Source organism: Marinoscillum sp. HNIBRBA16962 (assembly GCF_057801515.1).
Window position 1 is genome coordinate 697,443 of the sequence record NZ_CM173603.1, and the last position, 25,817, is coordinate 723,259.

At 42.0% G+C, this 25,817-nt stretch carries 16 protein-coding genes; 14 read left to right on the top strand and 2 right to left on the bottom strand.

All coding sequences use genetic code 11. The annotated features are described in order from the left end of the window. Positions 1 to 161: 161 nt before the first annotated feature. Entirely contained in the window at positions 162 to 833 is a 672-nt protein-coding gene (locus AC3E9V_RS02925; protein WP_488751690.1) for a formylglycine-generating enzyme family protein, read from the top strand. 134 nt (positions 834 to 967) lie between these two features. Here the strand turns inward: AC3E9V_RS02925 and AC3E9V_RS02930 are convergent, their stop codons facing one another. Then, positions 968 to 1,687, bottom strand: coding sequence for an NUDIX hydrolase (locus tag AC3E9V_RS02930; RefSeq protein ID WP_488751691.1), 720 nt, complete (start codon positions 1,685 to 1,687; stop codon positions 968 to 970). Positions 1,688 to 1,892: 205 nt separating this feature from the next. Here AC3E9V_RS02930 and AC3E9V_RS02935 point away from each other — a divergent pair, with 205 nt between their 5' ends. From AC3E9V_RS02935 to AC3E9V_RS02970, 8 genes are all read left to right on the top strand, one after another. After that, positions 1,893 to 3,554 carry a ribulokinase gene (locus AC3E9V_RS02935; protein ID WP_488751692.1) on the top strand — a complete coding sequence of 554 codons (1,662 nt, stop codon included), beginning with the start codon at positions 1,893 to 1,895 and terminating at the stop codon, positions 3,552 to 3,554. A 5-nt stretch (positions 3,555 to 3,559) separates the two neighbouring features. Continuing rightward, positions 3,560 to 4,261, top strand: coding sequence for an L-ribulose-5-phosphate 4-epimerase (locus tag AC3E9V_RS02940; RefSeq protein ID WP_488751693.1), 702 nt, complete (start codon positions 3,560 to 3,562; stop codon positions 4,259 to 4,261). A gap of 7 nt (positions 4,262 to 4,268) precedes the next feature. Further along, positions 4,269 to 5,768: an L-arabinose isomerase gene (araA, locus tag AC3E9V_RS02945; RefSeq protein ID WP_488751694.1), complete on the top strand. Its 1,500-nt coding sequence runs from the start codon at positions 4,269 to 4,271 to the stop codon at positions 5,766 to 5,768. A gap of 11 nt (positions 5,769 to 5,779) precedes the next feature. Next, complete coding sequence (locus tag AC3E9V_RS02950; protein ID WP_488751695.1) at positions 5,780 to 6,913, top strand: aldose epimerase family protein; 1,134 nt, start codon at positions 5,780 to 5,782, stop codon at positions 6,911 to 6,913. A 66-nt stretch (positions 6,914 to 6,979) separates the two neighbouring features. Then, on the top strand, positions 6,980 to 9,013 hold the full coding sequence (locus AC3E9V_RS02955; RefSeq protein WP_488751696.1) for a transketolase family protein: 2,034 nt from the start codon (positions 6,980 to 6,982) through the stop codon (positions 9,011 to 9,013). A gap of 28 nt (positions 9,014 to 9,041) precedes the next feature. Beyond that, positions 9,042 to 9,698 (top strand): fructose-6-phosphate aldolase, encoded by a 657-nt coding sequence (fsa, locus tag AC3E9V_RS02960; RefSeq protein ID WP_488751697.1) that lies wholly within the window; start codon positions 9,042 to 9,044, stop codon positions 9,696 to 9,698. A gap of 85 nt (positions 9,699 to 9,783) precedes the next feature. Beyond that, positions 9,784 to 11,667 (top strand): sodium:solute symporter family transporter, encoded by a 1,884-nt coding sequence (locus AC3E9V_RS02965; protein ID WP_488751698.1) that lies wholly within the window; start codon positions 9,784 to 9,786, stop codon positions 11,665 to 11,667. 118 nt (positions 11,668 to 11,785) lie between these two features. Continuing rightward, positions 11,786 to 12,748: a Gfo/Idh/MocA family protein gene (locus AC3E9V_RS02970; RefSeq protein WP_488751699.1), complete on the top strand. Its 963-nt coding sequence runs from the start codon at positions 11,786 to 11,788 to the stop codon at positions 12,746 to 12,748. 1 nt (position 12,749) lies between these two features. Here AC3E9V_RS02970 and AC3E9V_RS02975 read toward each other — a convergent pair whose 3' ends face one another. Next, a complete protein-coding gene (locus AC3E9V_RS02975) occupies positions 12,750 to 13,769 on the bottom strand; it encodes a LacI family DNA-binding transcriptional regulator (protein ID WP_488751700.1) in 1,020 nt (339 codons plus the stop codon). Positions 13,770 to 14,064: 295 nt separating this feature from the next. Here AC3E9V_RS02975 and AC3E9V_RS02980 point away from each other — a divergent pair, with 295 nt between their 5' ends. The 5 genes from AC3E9V_RS02980 (at position 14,065) to AC3E9V_RS03000 (ending at position 25,815) form a co-directional block, all read left to right on the top strand. Then, positions 14,065 to 16,998 carry a SusC/RagA family TonB-linked outer membrane protein gene (locus AC3E9V_RS02980; protein ID WP_488751701.1) on the top strand — a complete coding sequence of 978 codons (2,934 nt, stop codon included), beginning with the start codon at positions 14,065 to 14,067 and terminating at the stop codon, positions 16,996 to 16,998. A 13-nt stretch (positions 16,999 to 17,011) separates the two neighbouring features. Then, a complete protein-coding gene (locus AC3E9V_RS02985; protein ID WP_488751702.1) occupies positions 17,012 to 18,571 on the top strand; it encodes a RagB/SusD family nutrient uptake outer membrane protein in 1,560 nt (519 codons plus the stop codon). Positions 18,572 to 18,714: 143 nt separating this feature from the next. Beyond that, positions 18,715 to 21,978: a VCBS repeat-containing protein gene (locus tag AC3E9V_RS02990; protein ID WP_488751703.1), complete on the top strand. Its 3,264-nt coding sequence runs from the start codon at positions 18,715 to 18,717 to the stop codon at positions 21,976 to 21,978. Beyond that, positions 21,965 to 22,543, top strand: coding sequence for a hypothetical protein (locus AC3E9V_RS02995; protein WP_488751704.1), 579 nt, complete (start codon positions 21,965 to 21,967; stop codon positions 22,541 to 22,543). Before AC3E9V_RS02990 ends, AC3E9V_RS02995 begins: the two co-directional genes overlap by 14 nt. Before the next feature lie 2 nt (positions 22,544 to 22,545). After that, positions 22,546 to 25,815: a VCBS repeat-containing protein gene (locus AC3E9V_RS03000; protein WP_488751705.1), complete on the top strand. Its 3,270-nt coding sequence runs from the start codon at positions 22,546 to 22,548 to the stop codon at positions 25,813 to 25,815. The last annotated feature ends 2 nt before the right edge of the window (positions 25,816 to 25,817 follow it).

Consider the following 25,817-nt stretch of genomic DNA (forward strand, 5'->3'; position numbering starts at 1 on the left):
CTTTTATTTTGAAAGAGTGTTTATAAGCGTAAAAAGTACGTTAATGTTAAGCTAATAGTGTTGATTCACACATAGTGATATGAGTTCAGTAATACAGGAAGCGAGGGGAATTTGGGCTATCTTATAGCATTAAGAAATAAACGTACTCCTGATTTTTAGGTATGAAGAAGTGTATTATTATTTGTTTTTTCTATTTACTGGGATTCGTTTCCTCCAGTAGGAATCAGCATTTAAGTTTTGATATATATAAGCAGGAAATTCCTGGTTCAGACCTGACCATCGAAATGACCCCAATTCCGGGAGGCACTTATATAATGGGGAGTTCGGAAACAGAGTCTGGTCATCTGCCAGATGAAAGCCCACAGCATACAGTTGAAATTTCTCCGTTTTGGATGAGTTCTCATGAGATTACCTGGGATCTTTTTGAACTCTATTTACAGCGTCAGATCGATCATGCCGGTAATCCAACAAATCAGCTTGTTGATATTGAGGTAGATGCTGTTTCTGCGGCTACCAAGCCCTATTTGGACATGAGCTATGGTATGGGCAAAAATGGCTATCCTGTAACGAACGTTACTCAATATGCAGCAGCTACATTTTGTAAGTGGCTTTCCGCAAAAACCGACCGCTTTTATCGCCTTCCAACCGAAGCTGAATGGGAATATGCCTGCCGGGCAGGCAGCACCACCCCCTACTCCTTTGGAAATAATGTAGCTGACCTGGAAGATATCCAAAAGCAATTATTGGCGGAAGATTACTTTGGCAGCCTTCACCTTGATCTTCCTATATTTACTTTACAGGTGGTATTTAAGGTCACAAACTGCTCCAGCTGAAGGATAATTCCAGACCAAGCGATCCCCAATTGGCCAAAACTTATCAATAACTCGCCATATTTTTTAGACGAATAATTTGTATATTTCAAAAGAGTATAAAGTAGAAATCTTGAGGTTAAAGTAAAAATAACCAGTCACACCCTGAAAGTAAACCCGTCCCGGACCTTATTTTCATATTTTTCTTCATCAAACTGAAAAAGGAAGGATCCTTTTCGGGAAGATTTCATGTCCTTTTCATCCAGTTTGACCAGGATATCCATTTGGTTGATCTTCTTGTTGAAGTTACGCTTATCCAGCTCCTGATCCAGGATGGCTTCATAGAGCTTCTGCAGCTGCCGCATCGTAAATTTTGCAGGCAGCAACTCAAAACCAACAGGCTGTACGGAGGTTTTATACCTCAGGCGTCTGATAGCCCGGTTAACCATATCATTGTGGTCAAAAATAAGATGAGGAATTTCAGAAAGGCTAAACCATCGGGCATCATTCTTTTTTATGAGCTCCTCATCATGATCCTTTATATTGATCAAAGCATAATAAGCTATGGAAACCGTTCTTTCCACAGGGTCACGGTCTGGTGCACTAAACGCACTCAATTGTTCCATATAGACTTCCTGCAATCCGGTGAGGTTCTTCAGAACCCTTACTGCGGCATCATCCAGCGTTTCTTTTCTGTTAAGAAACCCGCCCATCAGCGACCAGTTGCCTTTTTCAGGCTCAAAGTTTCGTTTAATAAGGAGAAGCTTCAGCTCCTCGTTATCGAAACCAAAGATGATGCAGTCCACAGCCAGTAAAGGACGAAACTGGTGCTCATAGCTTTGGATCATTGGTAATTCTTTTGAAAATTCTTCTGTCACAAGTTAGCTAATCAAGATGAATATTTTTTCTTCTTTTTAAATTCCAAAAGTGATGGAGATCGTTGAAAAATGTAATATTTACACTTAAATATAATGAAGATTATGTAAAGCTAACCTTTTATGGGAAAATCATAAATGTACTAATTACACTTATTTAAATAATTTTATTACCTTAGCATAATTGTAAAATATTCATAAAAACATCATGGATAATCAATACGTAATTGGATTGGACTTTGGTACGGACTCAGTTCGGGCTGTTTTGGTAAATACCAATAATGGAGAGACATTAGCCAGTAATGTTCACTGGTATAAGCGTTGGAAAGAGGGGAAATATTGTGATCCTTCATCCAATCAGTTCCGGCAGCATCCGCTTGACCATATCGAGGGGATGGAAAGTACCATTAAGGCAGTAATCAAAGAAACCGGGGTATCTCCTGGGGCTGTTAAAGGCATATGTATAGATACTACGGGGTCTTCACCGATACCTGTTGATGAATCGGGAACCGCATTATCACTTAAGTCTGATTTTGCGGAAAATCCCAATGCCATGATGGTACTGTGGAAGGATCACACGGCCATTGCTGAAGCTGATGAGATCAATGACCTGGCGCGATCCTGGGGAGGTGAAGATTATACCAAATTTGAAGGGGGGATATATTCTTCTGAGTGGTTTTGGGCAAAAATTTTGCACATCGCCAGGGAGGATGATCAGGTCAAAAACGCAGCTTATTCCTGGGTAGAGCACTGTGATTTGATGACCTATATCCTGACCGGATCTTCAGATTTAGCCGGACTCAAGAGAAGCAGATGTGCAGCAGGCCATAAGGCTATGTGGCATGAGAGCTGGGGAGGACTGCCCAAGGATGAATTTCTCGGAAAGCTGGATCCTTACCTGACAGACGTGAAGAAAAACCTTTACAGAGAAACGTATACTTCAGATATACCGGCAGGTAATCTGAACTCGGAGTGGGCGGATAAACTTGGCCTGACAACAGACACAGTTGTAGCCGTTGGTACCTTCGATGCGCATGCAGGTGCAGTAGGCGCAGAAGTAGAGGAGTTTACACTCGTGAGGGTGATGGGTACTTCTACCTGTGACATCATCGTTTCCTCTAAAGATGTGGTTGGTGACAAGACAGTTAAAGGGATATGTGGTCAGGTAGATGGTTCCGTTATTCCCGGGATGATAGGCTTGGAAGCAGGGCAGTCGGCATTTGGTGACGTGCTGGCCTGGTTCAAAGATGTGTTAAGCTGGCCTCTGGATAATCTTTTAGCCGGAAGCCTGTCTTCGGACCAGCTGGAAGAGATCAAAGGAAAGATGATAGTGGAGCTCTCAAAGCAGGCTGAACAAACACCTTTAGATGAAAGCGTGCCAGTGGCGTTGGACTGGGTAAATGGGCGGCGCACACCGGACGCCAATCAGTCCCTCAAGGCGGCTATTGTAAATCTAAGTTTGGGCACAAAAGCGCCCCATATATTCAGAGCATTAGTGGAAGCAATCTGTTTTGGATCGAAAAAGATAGTGGATCGCTTCAAAGACGAAGGAGTCGAGATCAAATCTGTAGTAGGTATAGGCGGTGTAGCCAAAAAGTCCGGGTTTATCATGCAAACTTTGGCTGATGTCCTCAATATGCCTATAAAAGTGGCAGTTTCTGAGCAAGCTCCTGCTCTGGGAGCGGCGATGTATGCTGCTGTAGCTGCGGGTATTTATCCTACTATGCAGGAAGCAGTTTCAGCCATGGGTAATGGCTTTGAAAAAACCTACAACCCACAACCGGAGAAGGTTTCTCTTTACAAGAATCTGTACAGTAAGTATGAGTTGCTCGGAGAGTTTGTAGAATCAAAAATCAATCATAAAGACTAATCAGCATGTCAAAATACAAGTCATTAAAGGAAGAATGTTACGAGGCAAATATGCAGCTGCCAAAGCTGGACCTTGTCGTATACACTTTTGGTAATGTCAGTGCGGTGGATCGAAATGAAGGTGTGTTTGCCATCAAGCCGAGTGGCGTACCTTACGAGGAGTTGAAGCCTGAGGATATTGTTATTGTGGACTTTGATAACAATATACTGGAAGGCTCCATGCGGCCTTCTTCGGACACAAAAACACATGCATTTTTGTACAAAACCTGGGAGGACATTGGTGGTATTTCTCATACGCATGCGACTTACTCCGTAGCCTGGGCTCAGGCACAGATGGACATACCCATTTTTGGAACCACCCATGCGGATCACCTGACCAATGATATTCCTTGTGCCCCTCCTATGAAAGACGAGCTGATCGAAGGTGATTATGAACATATGACCGGGCAGCAGATTATTGATTGTTTTGAGGAAAAAGGACTTTCACATAAAGAAGTTGAGATGGTCTTAATAGGAAATCATGGTCCTTTTACATGGGGAAAAAATGCTGCCAAGGCAGTTTACAACAGTCGGGTCCTAGAAGAGCTGGGCAAAATGGCTTACCTCACCCTGCAGATCAACCCATCTGCCCCCAGGCTGAAAGATTCATTAATCAAAAAGCATTACGAAAGAAAACACGGTAAAAACGCCTATTACGGGCAAAACTAGAAGATACATGAAGAACAATTTGAATCAATACGAGGTGTGGTTTGTAACAGGTAGCCAACACCTATATGGAGAAGAAACCCTTAAGAATGTAGCAGTTCACTCAAAGGAAATAGCCAGGGCGCTGGATGATAGTGATAAAGTTCCGGTAAAAGTTGTTTACAAATCAGTTGTAACTACCCCTGATCAGATCTATCAGGTATGCCAGGAGGCTAATGTGGCGGAAAATTGTATCGGTTTAGTGACCTGGATGCACACATTCTCCCCGGCTAAAATGTGGATCAAAGGACTGCAGGTATTAAGGAAACCACTTGCACATTTTCATACACAATACAATACAGAGATCCCATGGAGTGAGATTGATATGGACTTCATGAATGAAAACCAGTCTGCTCACGGTGGCAGGGAGTTTGGTTTTATGGCCAGCAGGCTCAGAAAGAACAGGAAGGTGATCGTGGGTCACTGGAAAGATGAGAATGCCCGAACTCAGCTGGGTAACTGGACCCGGGTTGCTGCTTCATGGCATGTGTTTCAGGAAACCAAAGTGGCCCGTATCGGTGATAACATGAGGCAGGTCGCGGTGACAGAAGGTGATAAGGTAGAAGCTCAGGTCCGATTTGGGTTTGAAGTGAATGGTTACGGCATTGGAGATGTAGTTGAGTTTGTCAATCAGATCTCAGATGCAGAGGTAGATGCGCTGATCAAGACCTATGCTGACCAGTATGAAATAGAAAAATCAGTACTGGAAGGCCACTTTTTAAAGGATGCTGCGAGAATTGAGCTGGGACTAAAAGCCTTTTTAGAAGATGGAGGTTTTAGTGCTTATACGGATACGTTTGAAGATTTACACGGGTTCAAGCAATTGCCGGGCATTGCCTCGCAGCGATTGATGGCTGATGGATACGGTTTCGGAGCGGAGGGTGACTGGAAAACAGCTGCTTTGCTCAGAGCTATGAAAGTAATGGATCTGGGGCTGGAAGGCGGAACTTCTTTCATGGAAGATTACACCTATGATTTCAGAAACGGGCGATCCAGAGTTCTCGGATCACACATGTTGGAGATCTGCCCGTCCATCGCTTCAGGTAAACCCAAATGTGAGGTGCATCCACTGGGAATTGGAGGAAAAGAAGATCCGGCACGATTGGTTTTTGATGTGGACTCCGGACCAGCGATCAATGTATCCCTGATGGATATGGGTAACCGTTTTAGATTGCTTGTAAATGAAGTGGATGCTGTCACACCGGAGCATGACCTGCCAAAATTACCGGTTGCCCGTGTGCTTTGGGATCCTCATCCAGACATGCAAACAGCAGCTTCAGCCTGGATACATGCAGGAGGCGCTCACCATACAGTTTTTAGTAAAGCAATAACCACTGAGTTTATTGAAGACTTTGCAGAAATGGCCGGGGTTGAGCTGGTTGTGATTGACAAGGATACCAATATTCGTGATTTTAAGGACAAGCTTCACTGGAACGAAGTATATTACCACCTTTTTCAAAACAAGCTTTAAAACCTAATCTTATGAAATCGCTTAAGTATTTGTTTTATCTGACTTTCCTAATAGGTCTGACCTATTGTACTCCAAAGCAGGAAAAGACTGCAAGCATATCCAGTGTCCCTTATGGTACACTGCCTGATGGCGATGCTGTGACAAGTTATACACTGGAAAATAACCAGGGGATCTCTATGGAAGTGATTACCTACGGAGGAATCATCACCCGACTTAGTATCCCTGATAAAGAAGGGAACTTCGAAGATGTGGTGTTGGGCTATGATAACCTGGAGTCATACCTGGAATCCAACCCGTACTTCGGAGCAATTATTGGGAGATACGGAAACCGAATTGCCAACGGTACTTTTTCTCTGGACAGCCAGACTTATGAACTGGCTCAAAATCATGGCCCAAATCACCTTCATGGAGGTTTGAAAGGCTTTGACAAGGTGAACTGGAATGCTGAGGAGATTCAGAATGAAGAAGGAGTGGGCTTAAAATTCACCCGTACCAGCCCTGATATGGAAGAAGGGTATCCAGGCAATCTGGATGTTACGGTTACTTATTTCTTAGGTAATGACAATACGCTGGAGTTTGACTATGAAGCTCAAACGGATAAGAAAACGATTGTAAACCTGACTCAGCACACCTATTTCAACTTTACAAGTATGGATGAAGATATTCTCAATCATGAACTGATGATCAATGCTTCCAGGTTTTTGCCAGTGGATAGCACGCTCATCCCAACCGGTGAGCTGAGAAGTGTAGAAGGAACTCCTTTTGATTTCACCAAAACCAAGCCCATAGGAAGAGATATCAATAAAGAAAATCAGCAGATCGAATTGGGACAAGGGTTTGATCATTGCTGGGTATTGGATGGTAATGCAGGTGAAATGAGTTTGGCTGCCACTCTGTATGAACCAAACAGCGGAAGGTATATGGAAATACTTACCACCGAACCGGCCATTCAGTTTTACTCGGGTAATTTCCTTGACGGAACGAATGTTGGAAAAGGCAAGACTCCATATAATTTTCGCAGCGGATTATGCCTGGAAACCCAACATTATCCTGATTCGCCCAACCAATCTGACTTTCCTAGTGTAGTTTTGAACCCTGGTGAGACCTATAAAACGACCACATTATTGAAGTTTTCAACAAAATGATTGGAAATTAGTAACACCTTATAGTAAAATTGACTATTAGTATTATCTTTAAAGAAATTATTGAGGATGAGTAATCAACAGATTGACAACCGGGCAGCAGATAATATACGGGTTCTTTCTGCAGCAATGGTGGAAAAAGCAAATTCAGGACATCCGGGAGGTCCTATGGGTGGTGCGGATTTTATGCACATTTTATTTAGCGAATACCTGAGATTTGATCCGGATAATCCGGAATGGAAATGGAGGGACCGGTTTTTCTTAGACCCTGGTCACCTGTCTGCCATGCTGTATTCGCAGTTGTATTTACTGGGCAACTACAAGAAGGATGATATTGCCAATTTCAGGCAGTGGGGGTCAGTAACTCCGGGGCACCCGGAAGTAGATCAAAAGCGGGGAGTGGAAAATACCTCCGGCCCATTGGGGCAGGGGCATACCATGGGAATAGGTGCAGCTTTAGCAGCTAAGTTTCTGGGAGCAAGATTTGGTGACTGGATGGATCACACGATCTATGCTTACATCTCCGACGGGGGTATCCAGGAAGAGATCTCCCAGGGTGCCGGACGGGTAGCAGGATACCTTGGCCTCAGCAATGTAGTCATGTTCTTTGACTCCAATGATGTACAGCTATCCACCATGACCGAGGAGGTTACTGCCGAAGATACAGCTAAAAAATACGAAGCCTGGGGCTGGAAAGTGAAGACCATCGATGGCCACAATCACGATGAGATTCGGGCAGCGTTAGATGAAGCTAAAGCGGAAAAGGAGAAACCATTCCTGATCGTTGGGAAGACCATCATGGGAAAAGGATGTGTGGATGAAAATGGAGCTCCGTATGAAGGAAAAGTAGAATTGCACGGAAAGCCAATAGGTGGAACCGGCGCCTCATATGAGAAGACCATCGAAGCTTTAGGTGGAAGCGTTGATACGCCTTTTGAGGTCTTTCCGGATGTAGCGGAATTCTACGATAAGTTAAAAGACAAAAAGAGAAAAGAATTAGCAGCGGTTCAGGAAAAAGAAAGTGCATGGAGAAGCGCCAATCCCGAGCTGGCCGAAAAGCTGGACCTTTTCTTTAGCGGAAAGATTCCTGATATAGATTTTTCTCAGATCCCGCAAAAGGAGAACGTTGCTTCTCGAGAGGCTTCTTCAGCGGTACTGGCATACTTAGCTGATAAAGTTGAAAACCTGATCGTTGCTTCTGCCGACCTGGCAAACAGTGATAAAACAGACGGATACCTGAAAAAAGTGCAGCAGTTTAGTCCGGGCTTTTTCAATGGAAATTTCCTGCATGCCGGGGTTGCCGAGTTCACTATGGCAGCTATGGCCAATGGTATGGCACTGCACGGTGGAGTTATTCCGGTGGTTGGCACATTCTTCATCTTCTCAGATTACCAGAAACCGGCTTTCAGACTTTCAGCACTTATGGAGTTACCGGTTATTTTCCTATGGACGCACGATGCGTTCCGTGTGGGAGAAGACGGCCCTACTCACCAGCCGATTGAGCAGGAAGCACAGCTGAGACTTCTTGAGAAACTTAAGAATCATTCCGGTGAAAGAAGCTTACTGGCTTTGAGACCCGCGGACGCTGCGGAAAGTACAGTAGCATGGAAAATGGCGTTGGAAAACACCAAAACACCTACAGGTCTTATTTTCTCTCGCCAAAAGATCAATGACCTTCCTGCACAAGCTAACAGGTATCAGGAAGCACTGCAGGCAGAGAAGGGTGCATATCTGGTGAAGTCTGCTGAAAACGCTGATATTACTTTAGTGGCTAATGGGTCTGAAGTAGCTACATGTGTAGATGCAGCAGAGCTTTTGGAAAAAGACGGACTCAAAGTAAATATCGTTTCTGTGATATCAGAAGGTCTTTTTCGTGAGCAATCAGAATCATATCAGAAGCAGGTTCTCGATGTTTCCAAACCCGTTTTTGGGCTTACGGCCGGTTTGCCGGTTGTTTTAAGTGAACTTGTGGGACCTAAAGGTAAGGTATTTGGACTTGAGCATTTTGGATATTCGGCACCAGCCGGAGTCCTTGATGAGAAGTTTGGATTTACCGGTGAGCAGGTTTACAAGGAGGTGAAATCATACTTATCAAGCATTTAATAATTAATAAAAACGAATTAACTAACGGATGAAGTTTTTTATAGATACAGCCAGTTTAAGTGAGATCCAGGAAGCTTATGATCTTGGAGTTTTAGATGGAGTAACTACCAACCCCTCGCTAATGGCGAAAGAGGGTATTACGGGCACTGACAATATCCGGAAACATTATAAGGATATCTGTAACATAGTAGATGACAATGTAAGTGCAGAGGTGATTGCCACTGAGTATGATGCCATGGTAGCTGAAGGGCGCGAACTGGCTAAGATCGATGATAAGATCGTTGTGAAAATACCGATGATCAAGGATGGGGTCAAAGCGATTAAGCAACTTCATTCTGAGGGCATCAGAACTAACTGTACTTTGATTTTCAATGCAGGTCAGGCAATCCTCGCAGCTAAAGCTGGCGCAAGTTATGTGTCTCCTTTTATTGGGAGGCTTGACGATATAGGATCAGACGGGCTGTTGCTGATTGAGCAAATTGTTCAAATCTTTAGTAACTACGGATATGAGACAGAGGTACTTGCAGCTTCTATTCGCCACAACATGCATTTGCTGAAATGTGCTGAACTTGGAGCTGATGTGGCCACCTGTCCATTGAATGTAATTACAGGATTACTGAAGCATCCGCTTACTGATGCTGGATTAGAAAAATTTCTGGCAGATTATGCCAAGGGGAACAAATAATTAAGATAAAAACAGACTGGAGAAGCATTGAAAGTAATTTTGATGCTTTTCTTTTAAAATTATTACCAACACTTAACTTATAGAGATGGGATTTCTAACACTCGATTATGTAGTATTTGCGGTCTATTGTCTAGTGATTTTATCAATTGGCTTATTCATTTCACGAGATAAAAAGGGCCAGCAAAAAACGTCAAATGACTACTTTCTAGCCGGCAATTCTTTATCCTGGTGGGCAATTGGTGCTTCACTGATTGCTGCAAATATTTCGGCAGAACACTTTATAGGAATGTCAGGTTCCGGATTTGCCGTAGGCCTTGGGATCGCTGCATATGAGTGGTTGGCTGCCGTGACATTAATATTAGTTGCAAAGTTCTTGTTGCCGCAAATGATCGATAAGGAGATCTACACCATGCCCCAATTTGCCAAAGAGCGCTATGGAAAAGGTGTGAGTTTTTTCTTTTCATTTTTCTGGTTGTTGGTTTATGTGTTTGTTAATCTGACTTCCGTTGCATGGCTTGGAGCCTTGGCTATGGAGCAGATATTAGGGTGGCCTATACAATATGGAGTTCCTGGTCTGCTCGTCTTTGCAGGTATCTATTCTATTTATGGTGGACTTAAAGCAGTTGCCTGGACAGATGTGATACAGGTAATCTTCCTGGTAGGAGGTGGACTGATTACAGCATACTTTGCTTTGGATGCTGTATCCGGAGATGGCGGTTCTGCTTTTGACGGATTTATGATTGTCCTTAATAAAGTCAGGGAAGATCCCGGTGATCTTCACTTCAGTATGATTTTAGAAAAAGGAGTTTCCGTGATTCCTGATGGTAGTGGCGGCACGAAAGACCCGTTCATTGACTTGCCAGGATTGGCTGTTATTTTCGGAGCAATGTGGCTAACAAATCTGGGCTACTGGGGATTCAACCAGTATATTATTCAAAAAGGACTTGCAGCAAAGAGTCTAAAAGAAGCCAAAAGAGGTTTGATTTTTGGAGCCTATCTGAAAATCCTGATCCCGATTATTGTGATCATTCCAGGGATCACTGCTTATGTCATGTTTAATCACCCTGATCTAAGCCATTCGATTGAGGGGCTTCAAGGCACTATTGACAAAGCAGATGAAGCTTACCCGTGGCTATTGAGGAATTTTGCTCCTACAGGTATAAGAGGGCTGGCGTTTGCAGCATTGATTGCAGCAGTGGTTTCATCTCTTGCGTCCATGTTGAATTCTACTTCTACGATTTTTACCCTGGATATTTATAAGGACATCATTAACCCCAAGGCTTCTGATAAGCAAGTCGTCACTGTGGGCCGATTTACAGCCCTGGCGGCATTAATCATAGCTGTTTTTGCAGCAAAGCCTCTCTTAGGCGGGTTAGATCAGGCATTCCAGTACATACAGGAGTATACTGGATTTATTTATCCAGGAGTGGTCGTCGTGTTTGGTATGGGAATTTTATGGAAAAGAGCAACAAATAGATCAGCATTGTGGACAACCATAGCCACCTTACCGGTAGGTATTGCGATGAAAGCCTTGCTTCCGGATCTTCCTTTTATCATTAGGATGGGGTATGTATGTATGGTGCTGATTACCCTGGCTACAGTCCTTGTACTCACAGATAGTCATAAAGTGCCAGCAGAGGAGGTAACACCAAATAATCGAAGAAAACTGATGCGGGCAGCGTTTGGGTTTGGTATCGGAGCACTGATCACATTTGTGTCAGGATTGATTTTTGGTACTGATCTATTCGGTCTAAGCTTAAGGGATATTGGTTTTCATTCAATATTTATGATGACCTTTTTGCTCGGTTTCCTGAGCATTATTATGTATACGAATGCCAATTCTTCTAAAAAGGATGCAAAGGCATATGCATTTGAGCCCGAGCTTTTTAAGACTGATAAGACTTTCTTTGTAGCATCCATAGGTATAGTTGTGATCATTGTCACACTTTATGCTGTTTTCTGGATGTAAAAGATTTTTGGATATGAAACAACAAACAACCATTCCCGGTAGCGGATGGTTGTTTGTTTTATTTCCGGAGTACATTTAACAGTACCCGGATATAAAAAATGATCTTATTACTTAAATCATGGGAAAAATCAAATGGGGAATAATCAGTACCGGGAGAATTGCTAATGAGTTTACCTCCGACTTCAAATATGTTAAGAATGGCGAGGTAGTAGCAGTAGCTTCACGATCTCTTGATAAAGCTAAAGGCTTTGCTGAAAAGCATGCTATCCCCAAAGCCTATGGCAGTTATGAAGACCTATATCAGGATGAGGAAATTGATGCGGTATATGTAGCTACCCCTCATAACTTTCATGCCGAAAATACCATCGAAGCTTTAGAAAGTGGCAAAGCTGTACTTTGTGAAAAGCCTGTCACGATAAATCCGGAAGAGTTTGAGAAGGTTTGGCAGACCGCTGAGTCATCCGGTGTTTATCTGATGGAGGGGCTGTGGACTTACTTTCTTCCTGCTATTAGAAAAGCAAAAGAATGGGTTGATTCAGGGCGTATTGGAAAAATTGGTCATATCAAAGCCAATTTTGGGTTTCCTGCTCCGTTTGATCCCAAAGGGAGACTATTTAATCCGGACCTGGCTGGTGGTTCACTGCTGGATGTAGGGATATACCCAATAGCCCTGAGCTGGCTTTTTCTGCAATCTGATCCGGAAATTGTAAATATTCAGTTTAGTAAAGCCGACACAGGAGTAGATGACGATGTGTTAATGGCTTTAAAATATGGGGAGGTGATGGCTACATTACACTCATCAATAAAATATAAGCTGCATAATCATGCGTTCATTATTGGGGATGAGGGATACATTCAGATACCTGATTTTTGGAAGGCCAATGAATGTTTTCTCTACCAGGGTAAAGATGATGAACTGGTCGAACACTTTATGGACTCCCGGGAAAGTATAGGGTTTAATTATGAGATTACTGCTATGAATGACGAGCTCCTTAACAAAAAGACCGGGTCAGGCACAATGCCTTTAAGCTATAGTGCAAGGCTTCAGGCCCACATGGCTGGGGTCATGAAGCATTTTTAGATTACTTTCTTTTAGAGCTTTCCCTGGCAATCAGTTCACTTTGAAGCACTATAGTTTCAGAATTCCTTTCTTCCGGATTATCAATTTGGTGTAATATGATTTCGGCTGCTTTCATTCCCATTTCATAACCTGGTTGAGACATGGTGGTGAGTGATGGCTCATAAAGAGTAGAAATAGACCAATTGCTAAAACCTACTACTGCCACATCTTCAGGAATGCGAAGGCCTACCTCTTTTATATTTTTCATTGCACCGATTGCGAGCATATCTGTTGCTGCAAACAACCCGTCTATCTCTTTAGATTGAATGAGCTGTTTGCTGCTTTCCTTTCCTTCATCAAAATCTCCACTGGTGCAGTGTATTATCCAATCATCCCTTAGTGGTAGTCCTGCATCTGAGAGTGCCTGCTTATATCCTCTTACGCGGTCCTGATTGATCAGAAGGCTGATAGGCCCTCCAACATAGGCTATACGATTACTGCCCTGATCGATCAGGTGTTTGGTTGCCTGGTAACCTGCGTTGTAATCATCTAACACTACTTTAGCAGTATCTATCTCATCGCAGATACAGTCAAAAAAGACTAATGGAATGTTACGCTCCTCAAATTCCTTGAAGTGTGCAAAGTCATTTGTCTCTTTAGAGATACAGACAAGCAGCCCGTCAACTCTACCATTAATTAAGGCTCTGCTATCGATGACCTCTCGTTCGTAAGACTCATGAGAGGAGGAGATGATCACATTGTACCCGTTAGAATAAGCAAAGTCCTCAATGCCCCGAATTACCAGAGCGAAGAACTCATGAACGAGCTGAGGGATGATAACACCTAGTGTACGGGTTTTACTATTCCTTAAGCTTAAAGCTGTGAAGTTAGGTTGGTAGTTATATTCCCTGGCCAATTTCTTCACTGCCTCCCGGGTAGACATCTTCACCAAAGGATTATCTGCAAGTGCCCTTGAAACAGTAGAGACTGAGATGTTCAACTCCTGTGCAATATCCTTAATGGTTACGCTTCCTTTTTTCATAATTTGAATTTACTACTTACCCGTCAATTAAGGCTCAATTTTAATGGTTTTCTGTGTTTAATCAGGGTAGCTGAGAAGTAAAATTTCCGATGGAATTTTGTCTGATTTGAGAAATTATCATTTACAAGATGAATAAAAAAGACTCGTTACAAACGTTTGCAATTGAATTATTTTCAAAAAGAAATAGTTTTTATTGAAAATCACTTTTAAATGTCTCTTATTTTAATTTTCTTGGTTATTGAATTTCTCGATTGTATCGATAAAAATTTACGTTCATTAAACAAAATGTAATAGTATGAAGAAGTATTTACTATTTGGTTTATCGGCCTTATTGTGTCTATCTGTATGGGCTCAGGGCAGGTCGATAACCGGAACCGTAACAGACGGTGAATCAGGCGAGCCTGTTCCCGGAGCTACCGTGGTTGAGCAGGGCACAACCAACGGGACCATTACCGATTTTAATGGTCAGTACCAACTCAGTGTTGGTGAAGATGCCACAATTCAGGTTTCTTTTGTGGGGTATGAAACCCGGGAAATAACTGTTGGGTCAAGAAGTGTCGTAGACGTTGTCCTTGATTTGGATGTTCAGTCCCTTTCTGAGGTTGTCGTTGTAGGATACGGAACCCAAAGTAAGAAGGAAATTACGTCAGCTGTGGTTAATCTTGATGAAGAATCCTTTAACAAGGGAAATATTAATGACCCGACTCAACTCCTTCAAGGTAAGGTCCCAGGCCTTTCTGTTTACAACAAAGGAGGTGATCCCAACTCAACCTCAACTATAAGACTTAGAGGTATTTCTACTATTGGTGCTAATACTGAGCCACTTGTAGTTATTGATGGTGTTATTGGTGCATCCTTACAAAATGTTGATCCGAATGATATTGAGACCGTAAACGTACTGAAAGATGGTTCAGCTGCTGCGATCTATGGTTCACGCGGGTCTTCAGGAGTAATCCTAGTCACCACCAAAAAAGGGAAAAGAGGCGGTGGAGTAAGAGCTAACTATAATGGTTATATTGCTGCTGCTGCCATCCAGAATGAACTACCGGTTATGACTGCTTCCGAGTATATAAGTGCCGGTGGAAATGATCTGGGAAGTGAAACAGACTGGCTTGATGAAGTAACGAGGACAGGTATTTCAAACGTACATAATGTGTCAGTTTCAGGTGGGTCGGAAAATACAACGTTTCGTTTATCGACCAACTTTAGGGATATAAATGGTATTCTCGAAGAGTCCGGGTTCAATCAAATTAATGCCAGAGCTTCCATCAATCATTTTGCTTTAAATGATAAGTTAAAGATTGATTTCAATATGTCCCTTACAAACCGAGAGAGTAATTTCTCTTTCAATGAGGCATTGAGGTATGCGAGTCTTTACAACCCGACTGCTCCTATACGATTCGATAATGGGGAATTTTTCCAAGCTATTTTGTTTGATAACTTCAACCCTGTAGCTATAATAGAACAAAACCAAAATGTTGGAAAGAGGAAAAATTTAAACTTCAATGTTCAGGGTGAGTACAGTATCTTGGATAATTTATCCATTACAGCGAATTATGCTCAACAATATACCAATAACTTAAATGGACAATTCTATCCAAGCAATTCATTCTTTAGAGGATTGAACAGAGATGGGTTAGCTCAGAGATACACAGACGATAGTAGGTTCTCATTGTTTGAGGCTTTCGGAACATACCAAGAAAGCTTTGGTGTGATTAATTTAGTAGTATCAGGAGGGTATTCATACCAAGAAAATTTCTTTGAAAGCTTGCTGTTAGAGCTAGGTAACCTCCCGACAAATGAGCTGGGTTTCTATGGTATTGATCTTTCAGGAGACAGGGTGCTCGGAATTGCTAATAATGTGAGAGTTGAAAGTAATGCTTCTCCTGAAGAAAAGATTATTGCTTTTTTTGGACGGGTTAATATGACTTTCGACGATGCAATATTTTTTAATGCATCAGTAAGAAGAGAAGGGTCCACCAAACTAGGTACTGAGAATCAATGGGGTATTTTCCCAGCAGCTGGCTTAGGAATTGATCTAACCAGATACCTTACTCTAGGAGGCGTAGATCAGCTGAAAATCAGAGCAGGTTACGGTGTAACTGGTTCATTACCATCACTATCAGGCCAATCACAAGATCAGTACACTTATGACTTTTCAGGTGGTGGTACGGTTAGTTATTCCAGAGTTTCTAATCCAGACCTAAAATGGGAAGAGAAGGCGGAGACTAACCTAGGTATTGATTTCGGATTCATGGAGGGGAGATTATCAGGAGCTTTGGATCTTTATACTCGAAATATCTCTGATTTCATTTTGTTTAGAGATGTGGATCCAGCGGTTTTTGGAGCCCCTAATCGGTATGAAAACGTTGGTGAGTTAAATACTAACGGAGCTGAACTTTCTCTGAACTTTAATGCGGTTCAAGGTACTGATTTTACCTGGAGTACAGGAATTATAGCAAGTACGTACAAGTCTACATTAGAGGAGTTTATAAATGATGAGCAAAGTCGGTCGAACCTTGGTTCACCTGGACAAAATTCCACTCCTTTAATTCGTGTAGCTGTAGGGGAAGAAATTGGACAAATTTGGGGGCCGGTGTTTGCGGGTGTTGATGAAAACGGTTCTCCCATTTTTGAAGATCTGAATGGGGACGGCGTAGTAAATGCGGATCCAAATTCAGCACTTGAAGATGATGGAGACTTCAAAAAGCTTGGTAGTGGATTACCAAGTCTTGAATTGGGTTGGACTAACCAGTTAACTTATAAGAATTGGGACCTTAACGTGTTTTTTAGAGGAGCTTTCGGGCACAGTTTGGTTAATACTTTTAGGGCTTTTTATGAGCCTATTGATCCTGGAGCAATCAACTCCTACAATAGGATAATCACTGATAAAGCCGAGGATGGTCTAATTGCGGCTCAGTATTCTTCTTTATATGTTGAAAAAGCTGACTTTGTTCGTTTGGATAACATGACACTTGGATACACATTTAACACAGGCGGTTCAAATGCTTTCAAGAATATTCGGTTATATGGCAGTGTTCAAAATGCCTTTACTATTACTAGTTATACTGGTTTAGACCCTGATCCGGTTTTACAGGATTATGGATCAGTTGATAATGGAGCTGTCCTGGATACCTCAAATCCTGATGTATTATCTCCGGGAATCGATCGTAGAAACAATTATTTCACTGCGAGAACATATACTTTAGGTTTAAGACTCGGATTCTAAAATGAGAACAACAATGAAGATATTAAATAGAATAACAATACTGATGGTACTTCTAGGGGTCTGCTTTGCATGTACTGATCTGGAAGAAGAACTGACAGCCGACTTTACGGAAGATTTTGATCCTCAAAACCCAGGTTTTGGGGAAAGCATCAATGTAAATGGAACCTTGCCTAACGATGGCTTAAATGCGGCATACGATCGTTTGAGAAATGGAACTGCTTGGCACGGTTCATATTTTTCTGTTTCTGAGATTTCAACTGATGAGGTAGTAATTACTCAGAAAGGTGGTGACTGGCTTGATGGAGGGATATGGTTAAATATGCATCGACATGACTTCAAACCAACAAATGATGGGTTAGGCAACTCTTGGAATGATATATATGGTGGGGTATTTCAATGCAACGATATGCTGGCTAACGATGATCTAGATGCACAAGGGACTGCTGAAGTTCGAGTTGTTCGGGCATATTTATATTGGAGGTTGATGGATTTATTTGGTAACATTAAGCTTCAGCTGGTACCTAATCAGGACGTTCAGCAGACTGATCGAGCCACAGCTTTTGAGTTTATTGAATCCGAAGTGTTAGATGCAATTCCAGATATGGGGACATCCAGAGTATACGGTCGATTTAATCAATATACAGCTTATGCTTTACTAGCTCGACTTTACCTCAACGCTCCTGTTTATCTTGATGGGATAACTGATAATCCTACTACTGGAAATACCTTCTATCAAGATGCAATTGATGCGGCAGACATGGTCATTAATTCGGGTCTTTACGATCTGGATCCAAATTACGCGGATGTATTTTCTCCGGTCAATGTTGATAATATTGAACATATCTATGCTGTACCATTCGATGAGGCAACGGGCGGAGGTATGAACTTCGCTCAAATGACTTTGCATTACCCTAGTCAGCTTACTTATGATCTTCAGCAGCAACCATGGAATGGCTACTCAACTCTGGAAGAGTTTTATAATTCTTACAGTGACGGTGATGTTAGGAAAGAAGCCAATTTCATTGTCGGACCTCAGACTGATTTAAATGGTAACCCGATTCTTGACGTAGCTTTTGATAAGGCTGACCCTGACGGGGCACCGGTCAACTATACTCCGGAAATTAATGAGTTGGCTCCGAATGGATCCAGACAGGCAGGTGCTCGATTGGGGAAATATTCATTTAAAATTGGTCAGCTTCCTGATATGGATAACGATTATGTCCTGTTTAGGTACGGAGAGCTTTTGTTGGTTAAAGCTGAGGCGGTTGCTCGACTTAATGGCGGTAACTGGAGTCATCCCACTACACTGCAGTTGGTTAATATGATAAAAAACCGGGCAGGTCTCGATGACGTTACCAGTCTGACAGAAGATGAATTCTTTGATGAAAGGGGTAGAGAAGTTTTTCAGGAATCTCTTAGAAGAACTGATTTGATTCGATTTGACAAATGGGGAGATGCCTGGTGGGAGAAAGATGCGCATAGTGATGATTATAAGAAGCTTATGCCTATTCCTTCTGGTCAAATCAATGCGGCGGATCCGAATTTCCCATTAAGTCAAAACCCTGGATACTGATTTAGTTTCAGAAATTTGTTATAATTATAAGAGGGTTGCTGCATTGGCAGTAACCCTTTTTCTTATTCCTTTTTAAGATTTGTATTTAGTTCATTTTTTAGGATTAGAGCGGTAAATTGAACTTTTATACATTCATCAGTTTTATGACCAATAGTTTGCGGGGTATTTTTTGTTTATTGCTTCTTCAGTTTTGCAGCCAGGTAGATAGGGGGAAGCTTTTTGTCGAATTTAGTGATGAATCCGGCGTAGTGTTTAACAACCAACTGGTATATACGGAGGAATTTAACCCATATACTTACCGCAACTTCTACAATGGCGGGGGTGTGGCTCTTGGAGATATCAATAATGATGGACTCTTAGATATTTTTTTTACTGGAAATATTGTTGACAATAAGCTCTATCTCAATCAAGGTAACTGGAAGTTTAAGGATATTACCATGTCAGCTGGCGTGACCTGTCCAAATGTATGGTCGAGTGGTGCCACATTTGCGGATATAAATGGAGATGGTCTTTTGGACCTCTACGTGTGTAAATCAGGTAAGCCTGGTGGCGAAAACAGACATAATGAGCTTTTTATTAACAATGGAGACCTTACTTTCACAGAATCTGCTGAGGAGTACGGACTCGATATTGTTGGGTTATCAACCCAGGCTGCTTTCTTTGATTTTGACCTGGATGGGGATTTGGATTGCTACCTGCTGACAAATAGTATCAGGTCGGTGGGAGTTGGTTATGATCTTGTAGAAAACCAAAGGAAAATTCCCGATCCGGCTGGCGGAGGAAACAAGTTATTCAGAAATGATGGAGGGGAGTTTAAGGATGTAAGTCAGGAGTTGGGTATCTATACCAGTGCAATAGGTTTTGGACTGGGTATAACAGTGAGCGATTTTAATGACGACCTGTATCCTGATATTTTTATTTCCAATGATTTCTTTGAAAGAGATTACCTCTACATCAATCAAAAAGGGCAGGGCTTTTCTGAGTCACTAGAGTCTTATTTTCAAAGCATATCCATGGGGTCTATGGGTGCCGATGTGGCGGATCTTGACAATGATATCAGACCAGATTTGATGGTGACGGAAATGTTACCAGCTACTTTGGAAAGGAAAAAGTCTAAGACCGTATTTGACTCCTGGGATAAGTACATGCTTTCCGTAAGCAAGGGTTATTATCATCAGTTCCCCAGGAATGTTTTACAGCGAAACATCGGAGGGAATAAGTTTGTGGAACTAAGCAGACAAGCCGGTGTAGCGGCAACTGAATGGAGCTGGGGGTCTCTGATCTTTGACATGGACAACGATGGGCTTAAGGATATTTTCATTGCCAATGGCATTTACAAAGATTTACTGGATAGGGACTATTTGACATATATGGCTAATGAAACCAGGGTAAAAGAGATCCTCCAAAAGAAAGGAGCAGTTATTAAGGAACTGATAGATATCATGCCTTCCAGGCCTATTCCAAATTTTGCTTATAAAAATCTGGGGAACTTTGAATTCAAACAGGTATCTGAAGAGTGGAATCTTGGTCAGCCAAGCTTTAGCAATGGAAGTGCATATGGAGATCTGGATGGAGATGGAGATCTGGACCTGGTAGTCAACAATGTGAATATGCAAAGTTTTGTATACAAGAACACCACTGACACAAGTGCAAACCGTAGCTTGCAAATTCGTCTTTTGGGATCGGACAAAAATACTTTTGGTATAGGGGCTACTGTTTTAGCCTACGCTGATTCTGCAGTTTTTAAAGTAGAAAACTATCCATCCAGAGGTTTTGAGAGCTCGGTAGATCCAATAATACACATAGGAGTAGGGAATAGAAAAGTGGTCGATTCTGTAGAGGTAATTTGGCCTGGTGGAGAGATCCAAAAATTATATGAGATAAAATCCAATCAAAAGCTTGAAATCAAAAAGTCAGCGGAATTTCCCCCCAATGACTCAACGAAGGAGATAAAACCTTTACTTAGGCCAGCAGATTTAACGGTACCGTTCACCCATCAGGAAAACGCTTTTGTAGACTTTGACCGGGACCGCCTCTTACCTCAAATGTATCACAATGATGGACCGACCATGAGTATAGGAGATGTCAACGGTGATGGTTTGGAGGACATTTTTATTGGAGGAGCTAAAAGCTACACTGGAAAGTTGCTAATTCGGGGAAAAGATGGTTTTGAGGATAGCACGCCTTTGATGTTTGAGAATGAAAAAATTTCTGAAGATGTAGATAATTTCTTTTTTGATTGTGATAATGATGGCGATTTGGACCTGTACGTTGCATCGGGAGGAAAAGCGTTTTCTACCAGTTCTTCAGCACTTCTTGACCGGCTGTATATCAATGATGGTAGTGGTAATTTTTCTCTTGAACCTGAGCGACTTCCATTTAAAAGGTACTTTAGTACATCAGTGGTCAAGCCCAATGACTTTGATGGAGATGGTGATGTTGACCTGTTCGTTGGCGAAAGGTTTCACCCATTTCAATACGGTAATCCGGTAGATGGATATTTATTGGTAAATGATGGTAAAGGTTATTTTTCTGATCAGACAGGTAGTTTGGCTCCCCAACTTATCGGAATGGAAATGATAACCGACGCTTTGTGGACTGATCTTGATGATGACGGTGATTCTGACCTCATTTTAGCCTGTGATTGGGGACCGGTAAGAATTTTTGAAAATACCGGGGAGCAGTTTAAAGATAAGAGCCGGGAGTGGAACACAGTTCAGAATGCGGGCTGGTGGAATACGCTTGTCAGTTATGATATTGACCAGGATGGAGATCAGGATATTGTTGCTGGTAACCATGGAAAGAATACCTTTTTTGAGCCTGGAACCAGAATGTATATAAACGATTTTGATGGCAACGGGTCTCTTGATTATATAATTTGTCACCGAATTGATAAAAAATATTATCCTATAGTGGATCGAAATGAACTGGTCATGCAGCTTCCCCAACTGAAAAAGCAGATTCTATATTTCAAAGACTATGCTCAAATGAGTGTAGATAAATTATTCAGCAAAAAACAACTTGAGGATTCTGAAATGCTGGAAGTGCAGACACTTGCTTCCGGGGTCTTCATCAATGAAAATGGGCGATTGGATTTCAAAGAGCTTCCGGCTCCATTTCAGTATGCTCCATTACATGCTTTTTTGAAGCTGGATATAAATGATGATGGTTTAGTTGATCTTGTTTTTGGGGGCAATCAGTATCTTGTTAAACCTCAGTTTGGTCGATATGATGCAATGCCATTATCCATTTTATTTGGAAGCGAAAAAGGACTGGATCAAAAACAAATAGCACTTACGTCAATTTTTGGACAAGTCAGAAGCCTTGCTTCATTTAAAGCAGATAGAGTAATTGTTGTCGGGTTTAATAATTCAGCAGTTGAAACTTATGAAGTTGAAAAAAATTAAATTGTTTCTGGGGGTTCTTTTGTTGTACTCCTGTACAACAGAATACACTGAGTTGGTCAGAGATGAGCTATCTACAGGGATCAGGCAAGATTCATTATTTCTTGGTTTTCAGTTTGGAGACAGTAGAGAAGAGTTTTTTTCCAAAGGTTGGGCTTTGAATAAAAAAGGCCTGGTAATGCAAGGTCCTGGAAATATGACGGTACAGTACATCATGGCTCCACAGGATACTCTGGGGTCACCTCTGAGGCTTTTGTTTTATCCCAGTTTCGATGCAGATAAAAAGATAAAAGAAATGGAGGTAACGTTTGACTATACAGCATGGGCTCCCTGGTCGAAACGCTTTAGCTCAGACTCTATTTTAGTGGCTGTGAAAGACACGTTGATGAATTGGTATGGTGGAAATCAGTTCATCAGGGTAGATATAGAAGATGAATCTTTTAAGTATCTGTGGGTGAAAGTAGATGGTAATAGGAGAATCGTTATCCACAAAAAAAACGAAAAAGATATATTTGGCAAGATCTCAGACCTCACTAATGAGGAGGTGATGAAGAAAAATAATTTTTAAGTATGAAAAACTATCTGGCAATAATTTATCTGTTGACTCTATTAAGCTGTAAGGAAGAGGATAATAACACTCGGTTTAGATTGATGTCAGTGGATGAGACAGGCATTGACTTTGAAAATAACCTTACGTTCAATAAGGAATTTAATGTATATACCTACCGTAATTACTATAACGGTGGAGGTGTGTCGATAGGAGATATTAACAACGACGGATTAGTAGACATCTATTTCACATCGAATCAAAGTGCTAATAAGCTGTACCTGAATAAGGGCAACTTTCAGTTTGAGGATATTACTGAAAAAGCTGAAGTTGGTGGTCAAAAGGCTTGGTCCACGGGTGTTACGATGGCGGACGTGAATGGTGATGGCTGGTTGGATATTTATGTGTGCAATTCCGGTGATATTGCTGGTGATAACAAACAAAACGAACTTTTTATCAATAATCAGGATATGACGTTCGTTGAGGCTGCGGCTGCTTATGGACTGGATGATCGTGGGTTTTCTACGCATGCTTCTTTTTTCGATTATGATAAGGATGGTGATCTGGATGTATATCTTTTAAACAATTCCTACCAGGCAATCGGGAGCTTTAATCTCCGCACTAATGAGCGCCCCATAAGGGACAGCCTTGGAGGTGATAAGCTGTTGGCCAATGAAGGTAATTACTTCAAAGATGTAAGTGAAAAAGCTGGAATTTATGGAAGCATAATTGGGTTTGGGCTTGGAGTCACTGTGGGTGATGTAAATAAGGATGGCTGGGAGGATATCTATGTCTCCAATGATTTTTTTGAGCGAGATTATCTCTATGTCAACCAAAAGGACGGAACCTTTAAGGAACAATTAACTGCCAGTATGAAGTCCATAAGCGGGGCATCAATGGGTGCAGATATGGCTGATATCAATAATGATGGCTACAATGACCTCTTTGTAACCGAGATGCTTCCAAGGAGCAACGAAAGGTTAAAATCCGTAACCACATTTGAAGATTGGACCAGGTACCAGTACAGTGTGGAGAATGGATATTACCACCAGTACACCAGAAATACGTTCCAGCTTAATAATAGAAACAGCTCCTTTAGCGAAATAGGCCGCTTAGCAGGAGTGGAAGCATCAGACTGGAGCTGGGGCGCTCTGATTTTCGATATGAACAACGATGGTAAAAAGGACCTTTATATCGCGAATGGGATTTATAAGGATCTGACAGATCAGGACTATTTACAGTACATTTCTAATGAGGAAGTTATCAAATCTATAGTGACAGATAATGTGGTAGATTATGCTCGTCTTATAGAAATTATCCCATCAAATAAGATCAGCAACCTTGCTTTTTTAAACAAGGGAAGCTTGCAGTTCGAAGAAAAAACAGCTGAATTGGGACTGGATCAGCCAAGCTTTAGTAATGGAGCTGCATATGGCGACCTGGACAATGATGGTGACCTGGATCTGGTTGTCAACAATGTCAATATGCCTGCATTTGTCTACCAAAATCAAACCCGGGAGCGAGACGAAGGCAATTACATTCAGCTGGAACTCAGGGGGAAAGGGCAAAATGTGTTTGGTATTGGTGCAAAGATCACAATCACAGACTCTACTACCAGCTATTATATAGAGCAGCAACCTACCAGGGGATTTCAATCCAGCGTGGACTTTCGACCCACCGTGGGTCTGGAAAGCGACCAAAATGTAGGCATCATCGTAAGCTGGCCGACCGGGAACGTGACCAGGATGAGTAATGTACCAGTGAATCAGAAAGTGGTGATTGAAGAAATGGAAGATGGTAATTCTACCTCTGAGGTAGATGAAATATACCTGAAGCCAATATTTTCTAAGGGTAAGCCAATAGACTATGTTCATCAGGAAAATGATTTTGTGGACTTTGATCGTGACCGGCTGCTATACCACATGAAAAGTACGGAAGGACCAAAGGTTTCCTCCGCTGATCTGAATGGAGATGGTATCGAGGATTTTTACATCGGAGGCGCTAAAGGTTTTGCGGGTAACCTTTTCATGTCGGGTGATGGAGAATTTCAGTTGCTTAAGCAAGAGGCATTTGAGGCAGATAAGATATCTGAAGATGCCGAAAGCCTGTTTTTCGATGCTGACAATGATGGCGATATGGACCTCTATGTGTGCAGTGGGGGTAACGAATTTTCTTCTTCAAGCAGTGCACTGCAAGACCGGCTTTATATCAATGATGGCAATAACCGTTTCACCAGATCCAGCCAGCCGCTTCCCGGTAAAGGTTATGTAAGTACCAGCACAGTCACATCCAGTGATTATGATCAGGATGGGGATACGGATCTTTTTGTTGGGGAGCGCCTGAAACCCTTTAGTTATGGAATTCCCGGAGATGGGTTTATACTGCAAAATGATGGTTCTGGCAATTTCACGGATGTCACAGCAGAGGTTGCTCCAGCCTTTGGAAACCTTGGCCTGATCACAGATGCTTCTTTTACTGAGATCGATGGAGAGAGGTCTACAGTGGAGTTGGTCATCGTCGGGGAGTTTATGTATCCGATGATTTTCCAGTATTCAGCAGGCACTTTTAAAGAGATCACTCCGGACCACCTTAAACAAATGAAGGGTTGGTGGAATGTAATGGAGGCTGTTGATCTGGATGGTGATGGCAAAACGGATCTGGCATTAGGTAATCATGGATTGAATAGCCGGTTTAAGGCTAGTGAAAGTAGACCGATTACCCTTTATGTGGATGATTTTGATAAGAATGGCTTTACAGACCCCATTCTTACCACTACGGATAAGGATGGAAAGTCTTATCCGGTGGCCTTGAGGCACAATCTCATTGATCAGATTAAAAGCCTGAAAAAGAAATTCCCCAGCTATGATAGTTACAAAGACGCAACAATTGAAGATATACTGGAGCCAAAACAATTAAAAGAAACCAGAAAGCTGCAGGTAACCCACCTGGAATCAATCATCCTTAAGAACAATGGCAACCTAACCTTTCAGGAACAGAAACTGCCAGTGGAGTGCAACCTCTCTCCGATCTATGCTATTACCTACGGAGATTTTGATAGGGATGGCGATACGGATCTCATTATGGGTGGAAATCTTTACAAAACCAAACCTGAGACCGGTAGATATGATGCGAGTTATGGAGTGTATCTCTCCAATTCCGGAAACATGAATTTTAGAGCGGAAGGAATGAAGTCCGGCTTTGTAGTAGAAGGTGAAGTAAGAGATTTTATTGTTTACAAAAATGCCGTTTTGGTATTCAGAAACAGCGATTCCGTTGAGACTATCCAATACTAACT

Coding starts and splice junctions, on each gene's coding strand:
- AC3E9V_RS02985 (WP_488751702.1), top strand. CDS start 17,012: ATGAAGATATTAAATAGAATAACAATACTGATGGTACTTCTAGGGGTC.
- AC3E9V_RS02925 (WP_488751690.1), top strand. CDS start 162: ATGAAGAAGTGTATTATTATTTGTTTTTTCTATTTACTGGGATTCGTT.
- AC3E9V_RS02935 (WP_488751692.1), top strand. CDS start 1,893: ATGGATAATCAATACGTAATTGGATTGGACTTTGGTACGGACTCAGTT.
- AC3E9V_RS02975 (WP_488751700.1), bottom strand. CDS start 13,769: ATGAAAAAAGGAAGCGTAACCATTAAGGATATTGCACAGGAGTTGAAC.
- araA (WP_488751694.1), top strand. CDS start 4,269: ATGAAGAACAATTTGAATCAATACGAGGTGTGGTTTGTAACAGGTAGC.
- fsa (WP_488751697.1), top strand. CDS start 9,042: ATGAAGTTTTTTATAGATACAGCCAGTTTAAGTGAGATCCAGGAAGCT.
- AC3E9V_RS02980 (WP_488751701.1), top strand. CDS start 14,065: ATGAAGAAGTATTTACTATTTGGTTTATCGGCCTTATTGTGTCTATCT.
- AC3E9V_RS02990 (WP_488751703.1), top strand. CDS start 18,715: ATGACCAATAGTTTGCGGGGTATTTTTTGTTTATTGCTTCTTCAGTTT.
- AC3E9V_RS02965 (WP_488751698.1), top strand. CDS start 9,784: ATGGGATTTCTAACACTCGATTATGTAGTATTTGCGGTCTATTGTCTA.
- AC3E9V_RS02940 (WP_488751693.1), top strand. CDS start 3,560: ATGTCAAAATACAAGTCATTAAAGGAAGAATGTTACGAGGCAAATATG.
- AC3E9V_RS02950 (WP_488751695.1), top strand. CDS start 5,780: ATGAAATCGCTTAAGTATTTGTTTTATCTGACTTTCCTAATAGGTCTG.
- AC3E9V_RS02955 (WP_488751696.1), top strand. CDS start 6,980: ATGAGTAATCAACAGATTGACAACCGGGCAGCAGATAATATACGGGTT.
- AC3E9V_RS03000 (WP_488751705.1), top strand. CDS start 22,546: ATGAAAAACTATCTGGCAATAATTTATCTGTTGACTCTATTAAGCTGT.
- AC3E9V_RS02970 (WP_488751699.1), top strand. CDS start 11,786: ATGGGAAAAATCAAATGGGGAATAATCAGTACCGGGAGAATTGCTAAT.